The 16,158-nt window shown below is 67.5% G+C and carries 12 protein-coding genes; 7 read left to right on the top strand and 5 right to left on the bottom strand.

Annotated features, from left to right (window positions below; translation table 11 throughout):
- Nucleotide 1 precedes the first annotated feature (1 nt).
- The gene (locus ACO07Z_RS04905) at nt 2–1,324 is read right to left on the bottom strand and encodes an acetoin dehydrogenase dihydrolipoyllysine-residue acetyltransferase subunit (RefSeq protein ID WP_421697648.1); all 1,323 of its coding nucleotides are present in this window, start codon (nt 1,322–1,324) and stop codon (nt 2–4) included.
- Between the two features lie 23 nt (nt 1,325–1,347).
- The gene (locus ACO07Z_RS04900; RefSeq protein ID WP_421697647.1) at nt 1,348–2,202 is read right to left on the bottom strand and encodes an IclR family transcriptional regulator; all 855 of its coding nucleotides are present in this window, start codon (nt 2,200–2,202) and stop codon (nt 1,348–1,350) included.
- Between the two features lie 182 nt (nt 2,203–2,384).
- On the opposite strand from ACO07Z_RS04900, the gene ACO07Z_RS04895 reads away from it, so the two are divergent.
- Genes ACO07Z_RS04895 through ACO07Z_RS04870 form a run of 6 tightly spaced genes read left to right on the top strand, consistent with a single transcriptional unit; the run spans nt 2,385 to nt 9,455 of the window.
- Nucleotides 2,385–3,398: an ABC transporter permease gene (locus ACO07Z_RS04895; RefSeq protein ID WP_421697646.1), complete on the top strand. Its 1,014-nt coding sequence runs from the start codon at nt 2,385–2,387 to the stop codon at nt 3,396–3,398.
- Nucleotides 3,399–3,402: 4 nt separating this feature from the next.
- On the top strand, nt 3,403–4,239 hold the full coding sequence (locus tag ACO07Z_RS04890) for an ABC transporter permease (protein ID WP_421697645.1): 837 nt from the start codon (nt 3,403–3,405) through the stop codon (nt 4,237–4,239).
- Nucleotides 4,236–5,234: an ABC transporter ATP-binding protein gene (locus tag ACO07Z_RS04885; RefSeq protein WP_421697644.1), complete on the top strand. Its 999-nt coding sequence runs from the start codon at nt 4,236–4,238 to the stop codon at nt 5,232–5,234. Before ACO07Z_RS04890 ends, ACO07Z_RS04885 begins: the two co-directional genes overlap by 4 nt.
- Nucleotides 5,234–6,238 (top strand): ABC transporter ATP-binding protein, encoded by a 1,005-nt coding sequence (locus ACO07Z_RS04880; protein ID WP_421697643.1) that lies wholly within the window; start codon nt 5,234–5,236, stop codon nt 6,236–6,238. Before ACO07Z_RS04885 ends, ACO07Z_RS04880 begins: the two co-directional genes overlap by 1 nt.
- Nucleotides 6,239–6,258: 20 nt before the next feature.
- Nucleotides 6,259–7,515, top strand: a complete 1,257-nt coding sequence (locus tag ACO07Z_RS04875; RefSeq protein ID WP_421697642.1) for a CaiB/BaiF CoA transferase family protein — start codon at nt 6,259–6,261, stop codon at nt 7,513–7,515.
- On the top strand, nt 7,512–9,455 hold the full coding sequence (locus ACO07Z_RS04870) for a 3-hydroxyacyl-CoA dehydrogenase NAD-binding domain-containing protein (protein ID WP_421697641.1): 1,944 nt from the start codon (nt 7,512–7,514) through the stop codon (nt 9,453–9,455). The genes ACO07Z_RS04875 and ACO07Z_RS04870 overlap by 4 nt, the downstream gene beginning before the upstream one ends.
- Nucleotides 9,456–9,586: 131 nt before the next feature.
- Here ACO07Z_RS04870 and pcaF read toward each other — a convergent pair whose 3' ends face one another.
- Nucleotides 9,587–10,792, bottom strand: a complete 1,206-nt coding sequence (pcaF, locus tag ACO07Z_RS04865) for a 3-oxoadipyl-CoA thiolase (RefSeq protein WP_421697885.1) — start codon at nt 10,790–10,792, stop codon at nt 9,587–9,589.
- A 621-nt stretch (nt 10,793–11,413) separates the two neighbouring features.
- Between pcaF and ACO07Z_RS04860 the strand changes: the two genes are divergently transcribed.
- Nucleotides 11,414–12,466, top strand: coding sequence for an MORN repeat-containing protein (locus ACO07Z_RS04860; RefSeq protein WP_421697640.1), 1,053 nt, complete (start codon nt 11,414–11,416; stop codon nt 12,464–12,466).
- Between the two features lie 289 nt (nt 12,467–12,755).
- Here ACO07Z_RS04860 and ACO07Z_RS04855 read toward each other — a convergent pair whose 3' ends face one another.
- Both ACO07Z_RS04855 and ACO07Z_RS04850 read right to left on the bottom strand, forming a co-directional pair.
- Nucleotides 12,756–14,114, bottom strand: coding sequence for a sigma-54-dependent transcriptional regulator (locus ACO07Z_RS04855; protein ID WP_421697639.1), 1,359 nt, complete (start codon nt 14,112–14,114; stop codon nt 12,756–12,758).
- Nucleotides 14,114–15,952: a sensor histidine kinase gene (locus ACO07Z_RS04850; protein WP_421697638.1), complete on the bottom strand. Its 1,839-nt coding sequence runs from the start codon at nt 15,950–15,952 to the stop codon at nt 14,114–14,116. The genes ACO07Z_RS04855 and ACO07Z_RS04850 overlap by 1 nt, the downstream gene beginning before the upstream one ends.
- Nucleotides 15,953–16,158: the final 206 nt, after the last annotated feature.

Below are 16,158 nucleotides of genomic sequence, written 5' to 3'. Positions count from 1 at the left end.
CTCAGGCACTGCGCCAGACCTCGCCGAGGATGCGCAGCGCCAGCTCCGGCTTCTCCAGATGAGGCATGTGCCCGCAGGCGTCGAAGGCATGCAGCGCCACATTATCGGGTAGACCGCGCGTGGAGCCGAAGGGCAGCACCCGATCCTGCCGGCCGAAGACGACCCGCACGAGTTGCGGCAATCGCGCTATGTCCGCGGCGACCGAAAAGCTCTGCGTGCCATCGGGAAAGAAGCGATTGGCGAAAGCTGCCATCGCCCTCGTCAGATCCTCGTCCTTGCGCTGGAGCACAACGGCCCGCACGAACGCGTCGGAAATCGTCGCCGGATCGTGAACCAGCAGTTCCAGCCAAGGCCGCAGGCTCTCGGCGCTGCGGGCTCTCAAGATACCTTCGGTGAACGGCGCGTTGATCTGCGGCCCCAGCCCCGCCGGCGAGAAGAGGCAAAGGCCACGAATATCCGCCTGCGCCCGCCGTGCCAGTCGCGCCGCCAGCGCGCCGCCGAAGGAATGGCCGGCAAGAATCATCGGCCCGATCTTCTCGGCGGCCAGCGTCGCCTCGACCAGTTCGGCCATTTCGTCGAGGTCACCGGGCACCCCGCGCGGCGACTGGCCGTGCGCGGGAAGATCCAGCGCCAGCGCCGGAAATGCGCTGCGACCGCCCGCAAACAGGCCGCGCCAATTGTTCAGGTCGCCACTGAAACCATGCAGCAGGACGACGGGAAGGCCCTCCCCCCGGCGAAGCCAGGCCGCGTTGAGCAGCTGGCTGCCCCCTTGGCCGGGCGCGAGCGACGGCGCCGCCGGCGCGACCGGGTCGTAGGCGAGCCGAGAGTCCGGCGCGCCCGCCGCCGCCGTCCGGGCGAGCCCGGCCAGAACATCCTTCTTCTGCACGCGATTGCGCGGGCCGGTTCCCTGCCATCCCTCGATCGAAATCCCGTGCTCACGGGCGAGGCGCCGCGCGAGGGGAGTCGGGTTCGGAATGTCCCGCCGCGAGGTCGCGACCGCCGCCCGCGCATTCAATTCGGCCACAGGCAGCGCTGCGGCCTGCGCAGGCGCCATTTGCACCGGCGGCGGCGCATCGGCAGCCACCTCATCGGGGGCGAGGATCCGGGCGACATCCGCACCCACATCGACCTCGACATCGCTGCCGACCAGATCGCGAATGATGCCGGCGGCCGGCGATTCCACTTCCACGGCCGCCTTGTCATTGTCGATCTCGAACAGCACCTGCCCCTGGACGACCGTGTCGCCGTCCCGGACATGCCAGCGCGAGATGCTGCCGCTTGCCATTTCCAGGCTGACTTTCGGGAAAATCACATTGACGGGCATGGCGGGTCCTTGGGGAGCGAGGCCTATTCGGCGGACGTGGTCCAGTCGGACGTGGCGGGCGGGAGAGGCGCCGTGTCGGGCTCCCCGGCGAGACGGGCGCGCAGGCGCTGCGTCAGCCGCACCAGTTCGGGGCCGACCACGTCACGGCACAGTTCCTGCGGCAGAAGGTCAACGATGCCGCCGCAGGTCAGCGCCACGAGCGGCGAACCATCCGTCGGCCGAAACGCGACACCGACGGCATTTATGTAGCTGTGCCACGTGCCGAAGACGCTGACGAAGCCGTCGCGCTCATAGTCCCTGACCGATTTGTCGACGAGCGCCGCCAGCGCGGCCCGGTCCTTTTCGACCGCGGACACCTGCTCCAGCACCGAGGCACGGATCGGCGGCTTCATCTCGGCGAGATAGGCGAGGCCCATCGCCGTACGGCAGATCGGCACCTTGGAGCCGATGTTCAGCCGGAGGGTGACGGGCGACATCGAGCGGCAATTGGCGAGATAGACCATCTCCAATCCGTCACGTGTGCCAAGAGCCACCGCCGCGCCGGTCTTGTCGGCCAGCTCCTGCATCAGCGGCCGCGCCATATAGATCACGGGATTGGAGCTCAGCGCCGAATAGCCCAGCGACACGGTCGCCGGGCCGATGCTGTAGCGGCCGAGCGTCTCGTCATAGGTGAGATAGCCGAGATTGACGAGCGTGGCGGTCAGGCGAGACACCGTCGCCTTGGGCAGCCCGGTGCGTTCGAGCAGGTCCTGGTTGCCGAGCGTGCCGTCATCGGCCGTGAACGCGCGCAGAATTTCCAGGCCGCGCGTCAACGAGGCCGCTGGGTTGCTGCCCTCCCCGGCCTCGCCCCCTTCGGCCGGCTTGGTACGTTTGCGCATCTGTCCGTCTCCCCCGTCCCATCCTACCGGTCAAAGCACTAGCGGCCCCTCCGCTGCGGCACAAATGGAATATAATTTCATTTACGTTGACGGCCGCCGCGGCTGTTGTCAATAATGACGTTGCAGCGACCGCCCGCATATCCGCGCCCGCAGAACCGGCATCAGGCAGAGGGGACGTCTTCTTGACACGCTATATACTGCGACGCCTCATCGCGATGCCGTTTCTGGTGCTCGGCATCGTCACCCTCGCCTTTCTCCTGACGACGGTGACCAAGGGAGACCCGCTGGCCTCGATCGTTTCCGACCGCCAGATGAACGACCCGGAGGCCGTCGCGGCCGCGAAGGCACGCTGGGGCCTCGATCGCAGCCTGCCCGAACGCTACGTGATCTATGTCCGCAATCTCCTGAGCGGCGACATGGGAACGTCCTTCATCACCCGCCGCCCAGTGGCGCAGGATGTTCTCTTTCGTCTCCCCGCGACGATGGAACTGGTGATGGCGGCCATGCTGGTGGGGTCCACCATCGGCATCACGCTCGGGGTGCTGGCTGCCTATTTCCGCAACACACCCACCGATCATCTGGCGCGCTTCTTCGCCCTCATCGGCTCATCGGTACCGGTCTTCTGGCTTGGTCTGGCCCTGCTCTATGTGTTTTCGGTCAAGTTCGGCATCCTGCCCGGACCCGGCCGGCTGGATCCGCGCGCGGCATTGCCGCCGCGCATTACCGGCTTCATGACCATCGACACGCTGCTGGCCGGAAATTTCAAGCTCTTCGCGGACGCGGTATGGCACCTGATCCTGCCGGCCTTCGTGCTGGGCTGGGCCGTCGCCGGCACGATCTCCCGCCTGGTGCGGGCCAACATGCTCGAAGTCCTCGACCGCGACTTCATCCTCACCGCCCGTTCCAAGGGGGCGGGCGAATTCCGGGTCGTCACCCGTCACGCGCTTCGCAACACGCTCGTGCCGACCCTGACCGTGATCGGCTACTCCTTCGCCTATCTGCTGACCGGCGCGGTGCTCACCGAAACGATCTTCTCCTGGCCCGGCATGGGATCCTATGCGGTGGATGCCGCCCGCGGTCTCGATTTTCCGGCCATCATTGGCGTGACGATTGTCGGCGGCATTGTCTTCCTCGTGACCAATCTGCTCACCGACATCGCCTATGTCATCGCCAACCCCCGCGTCCGTCTCGGGTAGGGCCATGAGCGCACTCTCCTTTTCCTCGCTCAGACGGGTCGGCTGGATATCGCTGCCATTGGCCATCGGCCTGGCCATCGTCCTGTTCTGGCTGGCCGTGACGTTTCTGGCGCCCTTCATGTCGTCTTACGATCCGGTCGACATGGTGGGACGCCGTCTGCAGGCGCCGAGCTGGGACCACTGGCTGGGAACCGATGCGCTCGGGCGTGACGTGCTGAGCCGCACGCTGCATGGCGCACGCCATTCGCTGCCCATCGCCGTGATCGTGGTGGCGCTGTCCGTCGCCATCGGTGCGCTTCTCGGCGCCGTTTCCGGCTTCGTCGGCGGCTTGGGTGGCTCGGCCATCATGCGGCTGGTGGACGTCACCCTCTCCTTCCCCCCGATGCTGCTCGCCATGGCGGTCGCCGCGTCGCTCGGCCCAGGCCTTGAGAATGCGGCCATCGCCATGGTGATCGTCTGGTGGCCGGTCTATGCCCGCCTGATGCGCGCCCAGGTGCTGGAGGTCCGGGAGCGCGAGCATGTGGAGGCGGCCATCGCCGCCGGTGCGAGCAAGCCGCGCGTGCTGCTGAAGCACATTCTGCCGCTCTGCTGGACCCCGGTTCTCATCAGCGCCACCATGGATCTCGGGCAGGTGATCCTGCTCGCCGCCTCGCTGAGCTTCATCGGTCTCGGCGCCGCGCCGCCAACCCCGGAATGGGGATCCATGATCTCCGACGGCGCGTCCCAGTTCTATTCGTGGTGGGTCGCCTTGGGACCGGGCCTCGCCATCCTCACGATTGTGCTCGGCTTCAATTTCGTCGGCGACGGCCTGCACGACTATTTCGATCCGAAGTCCAGATGAGGCGCGACATGCGGCACGAACCGCTGTTCTCCGTGCAAGACCTGCGTGTCTCCTTCGGCCGTCTCGGCCACCATTTCGAGGCTGTACGCGGCATCAACCTCCACGTCGATCACGGCGAGGTGCTGGGCATCGTCGGCGAATCCGGTTCGGGCAAGTCGGTCGGCATGCTGGCCGCGCTCGGTCTGCAGGCAAAGACGGCGCAAGTTCGCGGGTCGGCGAAGTTCAAGGGGCGCGAGCTGGTCGGCATGCCCCGGCGCGAATTGCGCACGCTCCGCGGCTCGCGCATCGGCATGATTTTTCAGGACCCTCTCTCGTCGCTGAATCCGGTGATGACCGTCGGCGCCCAGATTGCCGAGACCATTCTCCTTCACAACCCGGCGGCATCGAAGAAGGCCGCGCTCGATCGCGCGGTCGAGCTGCTGGCCCTTGTCGCCATCTCGCAGCCTGACCGGCGCATCCACCAGTTCCCCCACGAGTTTTCCGGTGGCATGCGCCAGCGCGTGATGATCGCCATGGCCGTTGCGAACGACCCGGATCTGCTGATCGCCGACGAGCCCACCACGGCGCTCGACGTGACCGTGCAGGCCCAGATCATGGAGGTTCTGAACGATCTCAAGAGGCGGCTGAACCTCGGCCTGATCCTGATAACCCACGATCTCGGGGTTCTCGCCGGCCACGCGGACCGGGTCGCCGTGGTCTATTCCGGCGAAGTGGTGGAACAGGCGGGCATCGACGATCTCTTCGAGCGCCCGAGCCATCCCTATACGCGCGGGCTCATCGCCTCCATCCCCGACATGGCCGAGGAAAAGGAGCGGCTGTTCTCGATTGAGGGGGCGCCGCCCCCTTTGGGCCGCCTTCCCGGCGGCTGCGCTTTCCATCCGCGCTGCCCGCAGGTGCAGCCCATCTGCCGGACGACGGCACCCGTGCTGCGGAAGGTCGAAGGCCATAGTGCGGCCTGCCACTTTGCCGGCGTTCCAGCCAAGGGCGCAGCCTGATGCCGCAGGTCCTTCTCTCTGTCCGCGACCTGACGAAGCGCTTCCCGATCAAGGGCGGCCTGCTGATCGAGCGCGAGGTCGCTCACGTCAATGCGGTGGCCGGCGTGTCGTTTGACGTCAACGCCGGCGAGGCCCTCGGTCTCGTCGGCGAGTCCGGCTGCGGCAAGTCCACGCTCGGCAGGTGCATCCTGAGGCTGATCGAACCCACGAGCGGTGTGACCCTCTTCCACGGCCGGAACATCAACCTGGCCACGCCGGCCGAAATGCGGCGACTGCGGCGACAGATCCAGCTCGTCTTCCAGGACCCCTACGCATCGCTCCATCCCCGGATGCGGGTGTCCGAGAACATCGCCGAGCCGCTGCGCATCAGCGACCTGAACGCCGCGCAGCGGAAGGATCGCGTGGCGGAAATGCTGGAACTCGTCCGCCTGAATCCCGAGCATGGGCAGCGCTACCCGCACGAACTCTCGGGGGGGCAGCGCCAGCGCGTGGTCATCGCCCGTGCGCTGGCGCTCAAGCCGGAACTGCTGGTGCTCGATGAACCGGTGTCCGCGCTCGATGTCTCCGTGCAGGCCGGCGTGCTCAATCTGCTCAAGGACATCCAGCGCGACATGGGCACCGCCTTCGTCTTCATCGCCCATGACCTGTCCGTCGTGCAGCACATCTCGCACCGCGTGGCGGTGATGTATCTCGGCAAGATCGTCGAGATCGCCCCCAAGTCGCGGCTCTACGGCGCGCCCATGCACCCCTACACGCAGGCTTTGATGTCTGCCGTTCCGCTCGCCAATCCGAAGCTGGAGAGGTCGCGTTCGCGCATCGTGCTGAAGGGCGATCTGCCAAGCCCGCTCAACCCGCCGTCGGGATGCCGCTTTCGCACCCGTTGCCCGATCGCGCAGCCGGTCTGCGCGCAACAGGAGCCCCCGCTCGCGGAGCTTGGCGACGGCCATTCGGTCGCCTGCCATTTCCCAACCGCGATCGATCCGGGTTTGTCGGCCCGCGCCTGACGCGGAGCAGGGAGGACGACATGACTGAACAAGAACTGCCGCTCAAGGGCATTCGCGTGCTCGACCTGACCCGCGTGCTGGCCGGGCCATGGGCCACCATGAGCCTCGCCGATCTCGGCGCCGAGGTGTGGAAGATCGAGAACATCAAGGGCGGCGACGACACCCGCGCCTGGTCGGTGCCGAACTACAAGGGCGTCAGCACCTATTATCTGTGCGCCAATCGCGGCAAGCACAGCATCGCGCTCGACCTGAAGGCGCCCGAAGGACGCCAGCTCGTGCTCGACCTCGCGTCGAAAGCGGATGTGATCGTCGAGAACTTCCGCGCCGGCACCGCGGAGCGGCTCGGCATCGGCTACGAGGACATCCGCAAGCTCAACCCGCGCGTCATCTATTGCTCCATTTCCGGCTACGGGCAGTCCGGGCCCGAGCGGGAGCGACCCGGCTATGATTTCATCATGCAGGCGGAAAGCGGCCTGATGTCGATCACCGGCCAGGAGGATGGCCCACCGAGCCGCCTGGGCGTCGCCTTCACCGACATCGTTGCCGGCATGATCGCCACGCAATCGGTGCTCGCCGCGCTCTACCAGCGGCGTGAGACCGAGCTCGGGCAATATATCGACGTCGCCCTGCTCGATTCGACCCTCAACATGCTGATCAATGTCGGCACCGGCTATCTGAACGCCGGCGTCGAGCCGCAGCGCTACGGCAACGCCCATCCCACCGTCGTGCCCTATCAGGTCTTCGAAACCGCCGACGGCGTCTTTGCGCTGGCCGTGGGAAATGACCGGATGTTCGTCGATTTCTGCGAGCAGGTGATCGGCCGGCCGGAGCTTGCCCGCGATCCGCGCTTCGTCTCCTCGCACGAGCGGGCGCTGCACCGGGAGGAGCTTCTGCCGATGCTGGCGGAGATCCTGCGCGGGAACACCTGCGATCACTGGATCGAAACCTGCCATAAGGCGAGTGTGCCGGCCGGACAGGTGAAGACGGTCGCCGAAGCCCTCAGGAGCCCGAGCGTGGTGGAACGGGGCGTGGTCCAGCAGCTGGATCATGCCGAACTCGGCCCGATTTCACTGATCCGCGCCGCGCACGGCATGGCGGCCCAGCGTGCGCACACGCCCAAGGCGCCGCCGCTGCTCGGCGAGGATACGCGCCTCGTGCTGCGTGACGTTCTCGGCCTCGACGATCACCGCATCGACAGCCTTGCCGCCTCCGGCATCATTGGCTGCCGCAACGCCGCGTCCATTGCTCCGCTCGCACCCGCCGGAGAAACGGTATGAGCGTCCATGTCACACGCCGCAGCGCGATAGCGGTCGTCACCATCGATAATCCGCCGGTCAACGCCATCAACATGGCCGTGCGCACGCGGCTGCTGGCCCTTGTCGACGAGCTGGACGCCGATGATCACGTCCGGGCCGTGGTCCTCACAGGTGCTGGCAAGCTCTTCGTCGGCGGGGCCGACATCACGGAGTTCGGCCGCCCAGTGGAGATGCCCGCCCTGCCCGCGGTGATCGAGCGGATCGAGAACGCCGCCAAGCCGTGGATCGCGGCGGTGCGCGGCGCCGCCCTGGGCGGCGGGCTCGAAGTGGCGCTCGGTTGTCGCCTGCGGGTGGCCACGACTGATGCCACCTTCGCGCTCCCCGAGGTCAATCTCGGCATCATCCCCGGATCCGGCGGCACGCAGCGCCTGCCTCGGCTGATCGGTGTCGAAACCGCGATCCGGGTGGCCGCCGAAAACCTGGCTCTCGATGGAGCACGCGCCGCAGACCTCGGCCTCGTCGATCGTCTCGTGCCGGAGCCGCTCGTCGACAACGCCGTCGCGTTCGCTCTGGAAGCCCTCGGCCGCCCGCTGCCGGCGCCCGTGTCGCGCCGCCCTCTTGCCGCTCCGGAGCCCGCGCTGTGGGAAGAGGCCGCCCAGCGGGTGCGCCGCGCCGCCCGTGGCGCATCCGCCCCACCCCGCGCGCTCGACGCGCTGCGTTTCGGCGTCGAGAACGGCTTTGATGCTGGATTGGCCCGGGAGCGCTCGATCTTCCTGGAATTGCGCGCCAGCGAGGAAGCGGCCGCGCTTCGCCACCTCTTCTTCGCCGAGCGCGCCGCGCCGCGCCCGCACGACCTGCGCGGCATCCCCGCACTGCCGCTGGCAAGCGCCGGCGTCATCGGTGGCGGCACGATGGGCGTCGGCATCGCGGCGGCGCTGCGCAACGCCGGCATCCCGGTCGTGCTGGTCGAGCGCGACGAACAAAGCCTGGAGCACGGCCTGACCGCGCTGAAGGCCATCTTCGACGCCGCCCGAAAGAAAGCGAACCTCAGCGACGAGGAAGCCGAGGCTCGCATGCGAGGCGTCACCGGCGCGGTCGGCTACGAGGCTCTCGCCAGCTGCGAGCTGGTCATCGAGGCCGTGTTCGAAGACCTCGCCGTCAAGCGTGAGGTCTTTGCCACTCTCGGACGCGTGTGTCGGCCGGAGGCCGTTCTGGCCACCAACACCTCCTATATCGACCCGAGGCAGATCGCCGAGGGCCTGCCTCATCCCGACCGCTTCATCGGCCTGCATTTCTTCAGCCCAGCTCAGGTGATGCGGCTTCTCGAAATCGTGCCGATCCCCGAAACCCGGCCCGAGGTGCTCGCCACCTGCTTCGAACTCGCCCGCCGGCTGGGCAAGGTGCCCGTGCGCTCCGGCATCTGCGACGGGTTCATCGGCAACCGCATCCTGCGCCGCTATCGTGCGGAGGCGGAGGCCATGCTGCGCGACGGCGTCACCCCTGCCGCCATCGACGCCGCCATGCGCGGCTTCGGCTATGCGATGGGGCCGTTCGAGATGCAGGACATGGCCGGCCTCGACATCTCCTTCCTGCATCGCGAGGCCGCCCGCGCCCGCGGCGAGGCGATACCGGAGACGCCCGGCGACCTTCTGGTGCGCGCAGGCCGAAAGGGGCAGAAGAGCGGGGCGGGCTGGTATGACTACGCCCCCGGCAACCGCACGCCGCTTCCTTCGCCGGAGGCCGCCCGGCTGATCGCGCCTCTTGTCGGCGCACCGCGTGAGTTGGGCGCCGACGCGATCGTCTCACGCCTCATCGACGCCATGGCGGCGGAGGGTCAAGCGATACTGGACGAGGGCATTGCGGGCTCGCCGGCCGATATCGATCTGGTGGAAGTCCATGGATACGGTTTCCCGCGCAAGCATGGCGGACCGATGTTCCTCTCCCGGCGGCCGCCTTCGTGACAGGCAAGGGCGGTCAGGTGGCCGCCTGTCAGGACATGTGACGGCGTGTGACGTGGCTCGGCCAGTGGTCGGGAGCTGGCGATCGGATTGCGAGCCGATCCGATCGGAAGGTGCTCCAGACATCAGCGCGCTCACGCCCGCGCGAGAGCGATCGCGATCCCTTGGCCGACGCCGATGCACATGGTGGCCAGCGCAAGCTTGCCACCGCGCAGGGCGAGTTCCAGAGCCGCGGTACCTGCGATGCGCGCACCCGACATGCCAAGCGGGTGGCCCAGGGCAATGGCGCCGCCATTGGGGTTCACATGCGCCGCATCCTCGGCGATGCCGAGCTGGCGAAGCACGGCGATGCCCTGGGAGGCAAAGGCTTCGTTGAGTTCGATGATGTCGAAATCCGCCGGCGTGATGGCCAGCCGGCCGCACAGCTTCAGCGTCGCCGGGGCCGGACCGATGCCCATGAGGCGGGGGGCGACACCGGCCGTGGCGCCGCCCAGCACGCGCGCCATCGGCGTCAGGCCATATTTCGTCACCGCCGCCTCGGAGGCGACGATGAGGGCGGCCGCGCCATCATTGACGCCGGAGGCATTGCCGGCGGTGACCGTGCCACCCTGACGAAACGGCGTCGCCAGTTTGGACAGCGCCTCAAGGGTGGTGCCGGCGCGCGGATGTTCGTCCTTGGCCACGACGATGGCATCGCCCCGGCGCTGCGGGATCGTTACCGGCACGATTTCCTTCGCCAGGCGTCCGCTCGCTTGCGCGGCAACGGCCTTGTCCTGGCTACGCACGGCAAAGGCATCCTGATCGGCCCGCGAGACCGAAAACGCCTCGGCGACGTTCTCGCCGGTTTCGGGCATCGAATCGACGCCGTACTGCTGTTTCATCAGCGGATTGACGAAGCGCCAGCCGATGGTGGTGTCATGGATTTCAGCATGGCGCGAAAAGGCCGTTTCGGCCTTAGGCATGACGAAGGGCGCACGGCTCATGCTCTCGACGCCGCCGGCGATCATCAGCTCGGCTTCGCCCGCCTTGATGGCGCGAGCGGCTGACATCAACGCGTCCATGCCCGAACCGCAGAGTCGGTTGATGGTCGATCCCGGCGTGCCTTCGGGCAGCCCGGCCAGAAGCAGCGACATGCGGGCGACATTGCGATTGTCCTCCCCGGCCTGATTGGCACAGCCGAACAGCACATCGTCGACCGCCGACCAGTCGATGGACGGGTTGCGCTCCACCAGGGCCCGCAGCGGCACCGCCCCAAGATCATCGGCCCGGACCGAGGCCAGCGAACCACCGAAGCGGCCGATCGGGGTTCGGACGTAATCGCAGATATAGGCCTCAGCCATCCATGACTCCTCTGCTGATGGAGATACTTGCCTTGGCTCGCTTGCTGCGGACCCGCCCAGGAGGCGGCCGCGGCGCTCTACCCGGCCCGGCACGCGAGGAACGTCAGAGGCCGCGCATGCGGCGCTTGACGCCCGCCGCTCTCAGGCGCTGCCGAGCAAACCGAGAAGATTGCGATCTCTGGGGGTCGTCTCCCTCCGACAGGCGCGCGCGGGCACGCCATCACTCTTTGTGGAACTAAATTCCACTTTCAAAGTCTATCCGGTTTTATAAGCCCGTTGCAACGGGATTCGCCCCGGCGCTCGTCATGGCCAAACGCACAACGTGGCGATGGGCAACGGTGTGTTCGGCCTGCCGAAGGCGGACGTGCTCGCCGGGTACGGCAACCCGTTTGTCGCCGAGGCCAAGCGCGTTCTTTACGTGGAGGCTCCTCGGGAGAGGGGCATCGCGCGCTGCCTCAAATTCAGATGGGCGCTCCGATTTCTTTTTGGCAAGATATTCCGGGTGTGTTCTTGCTACCTCTGCGTGCGATGCTTCGACACAGCGCGGGGGCATGAATGACGACTGGTACGGGATTGTCGCGATATCGCAGCTGCGCCAGAGGTCGGGCAAGGATGTGTGACGTGAGCAGGTGGCTTCTGATCGCGACGGCAATGTTCTGGCACGGTTCATTAGCATGGGGGCAGAGCGCAGCCGACAATCCCGGCAAAGGAGACCTCCTCTCGCCTGTCAGACCGACGCCCGGACAGGCCGAAGGCACGCGCCCTCCGCCGCCCCCGTCCGATCAAATGGCCTCTCTCGGCAAACCGGGCTGGAGCGTCAGCGAGCCGTCCGGCTGCTGGGTGTGGAATCCTTTCCCTAACGCGGATGAACACGTCACTTGGAGTGGCGGCTGCAAAGAAGACCGGGCCGATGGCGAGGGAATTGCCGTTTGGACCTATAAGAAAGAAGAAGAAATAAGATCCGAGCGCTACGAAGGCGGCTATCGAAGTGGCAAGCCCCATGGCTACGGAAGACTATTTTTGGCTAATGGAAATCGTTACGAGGGAAACTTCGAAGACGGGCAACGCACCGGATATGGCGTCTTTATCTGGGCCGATGGAGAGCGATACGAGGGAGATTTTCGAGACGGTGACAGGCATGGATATGGCTTCTACGTCTGGAAAAACGGAAACACTTACGGCGGCAGATACGAGCATGGCAAGCGAACTGGACGCGGCACATTCATCTGGGCGAATGGCGACCGCTATGATGGCGACTTCTGGGACGGCGAAAGGCACGGGCGTGGCGTCATGGTCTGGGCGGACGGTGACCGCTACGAAGGCGAGTATCGGGACGACAAGCGGACGGGTTACGGCATCTATACTTGGTCTAATGGCAATCGCTATGAAGGCGACTTCCTCAAAGGTGAGCGTACCGGTCACGGCGTATACGCTTGGGCCGATGGCAACCGCTATGAGGGCGACTTCCTAAAAGGCAAGCGCCACGGCAAGGGTACGTTTGTCTGGGCCGATGGCGGCCGTTACGAGGGCGGATATCGGGATAATCTGCCGCACGGCAATGGCAAGTATTTCAACGCTCAAAGCGGTTGGTTCGTCGGAAACTGGCGTCATGGCTGCCTAGCCAGAGGCAAAGACATCATTGCGCTTGGTCGCCCTCTGTCGGAGTGCAGATAGCTTCGGCCGTCTGGGCGCACCCGAGTCATGGCGCCGAACATCGTCACCATGGCAAGGTGTTCTCCCAGATAAGCGGCCGGAGGACGTCACCGCCTCGCCATGCGACATGCGCTAGGCCTGCGATAACGCCGCGATCAACGCCGCATGACCTTCGGCCTGTCATCCGCGAGGACCAGGGTGGGGTTGCTGAACCGCAGGTTCGCCGAGCTGCCACGCGCTCGTGACGTTCAGCCCCGAGAACTCCCTGAAGGGGGGCACCGGTCGAAGGCCGGGCCGACACTCCCCTCGCCTATCCCCTCCCCGCGCCCGGCTCTGCCTCCTGCCGATAGGCGGACTGGTCGATGCCGTGGCGGCGCAGCTTGTCGTAGAGCGTCTTGCGCGGGATGCCGAGGCGTTTCAGCGTCGCCTGGATGTCGCCGCGCGTGGCGGCGAGGGCGTCGCGGATCTGCGCCGCCTCAAAGGCCTCCACCCGCTCGGGCAGGCTGGCGCCGGCCTCCTCGTCCGCCACCACGGCCGCGGGCGCCGGCTCGACCAGGCCGAGCGCCACCCGTTCGACGTAATGCACCAGCTCGCGCACATTGCCGGGCCAGTCATGAGTGGCGAGATGCGCGCGGATCGCCGGCGTCACCATCGGCACCGGGCGGCGGAAGCGCTTGGCCGAGCGGGCGAGAAAATGCCCGAACAGCAGCGCAATGTCGGCCCGGCGCTCGCGCAGCGGGGGAATGCGCACGGTGGCGACGTGCAGGCGGTAATACAGGTCCTCGCGGAAACCTCCCCGCCGCACCAGTTCGAGCAGATCGATCTTCGACGCCGCCACCACGCGGATATCGACCTTGCGCACCTCATTGGTGCCGAGCGGGGCGATCTCGCGCGCTTCCAGCACGCGCAGCAGCTTGACCTGAAGCGCCGGCGACATCGCCTCGATCTCGTCGAGAAACAGCGTGCCGCCATGGGCATGCTCCATGCGCCCGATGCGCTTTTTCACCGCGCCGGTGAAGGAGCCGGGCTCGTGGCCGAACAATTCGCTCTCGATCACCGTTTCCGGCACCGCGCCGCAATTGACCGCCACCAGCGGGCGGGCGGCGCGCCGGCTCCAGCGGTGCAGCGCCTGCGCCACCACTTCCTTGCCGGTGCCGGTCTCGCCTTCCACCAGCACATCGACATCGGCATCGGCGAGCTGGCGCAGCGTCTGGCGCAGCTTTTCCATGGCGGGCGTGGTGCCGAGCAGCGGCATGTCCGCGCTCGCCTCCTCCGCCGCCTGCCGCAAGGCGCGGTTGTCGAGCACGAGACGGCGCTTTTCCAGGGCATGGCGCACCGTGCCGAGCAGCCGGTCCAGCGGATAGGGCTTGGCGATGAAATCATACGCCCCCTCGCGCATCGCCTCGACCGCCATGGTGATGTCGCCATGGCCGGTAATGAGGATCACCGGCAGGTCCGGGTCCATGCGCTTGAGCCGCCGGAACAGTTCGAGCCCGTCCATGCCGGGCATGCGCACATCGCTCACCACCACGCCGGTGAAGGAGGCGTCGAGCCCTTCCAGCGCGGCGGCGGCGGAGGCATAGGCCACGACCTCATGGCCGGCGAGCATCAGCGCCTGCATATTGGCGGCGCGCAGCGTCGCGTCGTCGTCGATGAAGGCCACATCCATCACACCACCCGCGGCAGGCTGAGAGTGAACACCGCCCCGTCCTGATTGGCGGCGGCAAGCGTGCCGCCGAACTCGGCGACGATGTCGTGCGAAATCACCAGCCCAAGGCCGAGCCCCGCCGGCTTGGTGGTGGTGAAGGGAATGAACAGCGCGTCCAGCACCCCCGCAGGCAGGCCGGGGCCATTATCGGCAAGGGTGAGCAGCACCCGCTCGCCCTCCGCCCGCGCCGCGAGCCGCACCCGCCCGCCGGGCCGGTTGGCCAGCGCCTCCAGCGCGTTCTGCAGCAGATTGACCAGCACCTGTTCCAGCCGCACCCGCTCGGCGCGGACGAGGAAATCCTCCGGCCCCATGTCGAGCTCCAGCGCCACTTCCTGCTCCTTCAGCCGGTAGCCGACGAGCAGCAGCGCGCCCTCCACCGCCGCGCGCAGCGACACCGGGCCGAGTTGGCCCGGCGCCTTGCGGGCAAAGGCCCGGAGTTCGCCGGTAATGGCGCCGATGCGCTCGGTGAGGCCGACAATGGTGGCGAGGTTGCCCGAGGCGCTGCCCGTGTCGCCGCGCGCCAGCAGCATCGCCCCGCTTTCGGCGAAGGTGCGGATTGCCGCCACCGGCTGGTTCACCTCATGCGCGACGCTGGCGGCGATCTGGCCGAGCACCGCCAGCTTGCTGGCCTGCACCAGTTCGTCCTGTAGCCCCTGCAACGCCGATTGCGCGTGCTGGCGCTGGTCCATTTCCTCGCGCAGCCGGTCATTGGCCGCGCTCAGTTCCAGCGTGCGCGCCTCCACCCGCCGCTCCAGTTCCCGCCGCGCCCGCGTCTCCCGCCGGCGCTTGCGCAGCGCCTGCCGGCGGCGCGACCCGATGAGCGCCAGACCGCTCATCAGTAGCGCGCCGGCGAGCACGGCGAGCACCCGCGCCGCGGCGATGGTGACCTGAGCGGCGGCGGTGATCGGGCTGAGCACGTGCAGCGTCCAGCCGGTGGTGGGCACGGGTGCCGCCGCCTCGACAAAGGTCTGCGCCGCGCCGCCGTCCGGCATCCTCACCCGGACGCGGTCGTCGCCCTCGGCGGTGATCGGCAGAGGGCTGAGCGCGGCGTCGCCGAATTGCAGGCTGGCGCGGATCCGCGCCCGCTCGGCCTCGGGGATCAGCGCGGTGGCGCGAAACTGCCAGCCGGGCACGCTGGTCACCAGCACGATCTGGCGCGTGTCGGTGACGAAGATCGGGCTGTCGAGCCGCCGCCATTCCGCCTCCACCTCGGCGAACACCGCCTTCACCACGATGACGCCGATCAGCCCCGCCGGGCTGTCGATGCGGCGCGCCAGATAAAGCCCCGGCTGCCGGCTCACCGTGCCGAAGGCGAAGTGCTCGGCCGCTCCCTCCGCCAGCGCCTGGCGGAAATAGGGCCGGAACGCATAGTCATTGCCGACGAAGGAGGTCGGGTCGCGGTAATTGCTGGCGGCGAGCGCGACGCCCTGCCGGTCGAGCAGATAGATCACGCTCGCGCGCGTGCCGGCGGCGAGCGCCTCGAACTTCGCGTCGAGCCCGCGCAGCACCGCCGGGTCGCGCTTTGTCAGCGCCGTACGCACATCGGGATCCTGCGCCAGCACCACCGGCAGGGAGCGCTGCTTCTCGATCTCGCTGCGCAGCATCGCCGCCCGCAGCCCGGCGGCCGCCTCCGCCTCGCGGCCCAGCTGCGCCATCACCCAGGCCTCGGCGCCGCGCCGTGCCATCTGGTCGAGCGCCGCCAGCAGGAGCAGCGCGGTAAGCAGCGCCACGACATAGCGCGCGCGTCCCCCGCGCCGGAGCCAGAGGCGGAGACGGATCAGGCCGGGGATGGATCGCACGCAGCGCCTCCTGTGTGGAAATCCGCACGAACCGCCCGCCAATCTGTGCGACATTTCGCACATTCTGTCGAGAGCCTGCCGAACCAGCGCCCGCCACCTTTTATTTTACAATAACTTAGCAGCCATGTTGGGGACGAGCGCCCGCTGGCACGGCGCTTGCGGAATGGGGGCTGCGGCATGTCTGCCGCGTCCCAACCAACCCCGGC

Source organism: Ancylobacter sp., from assembly GCF_965229075.1.
In the GTDB taxonomy this organism is placed as follows: domain Bacteria; phylum Pseudomonadota; class Alphaproteobacteria; order Rhizobiales; family Xanthobacteraceae; genus Ancylobacter.
This window is presented reverse-complemented; position numbering and strand designations above follow the sequence as displayed.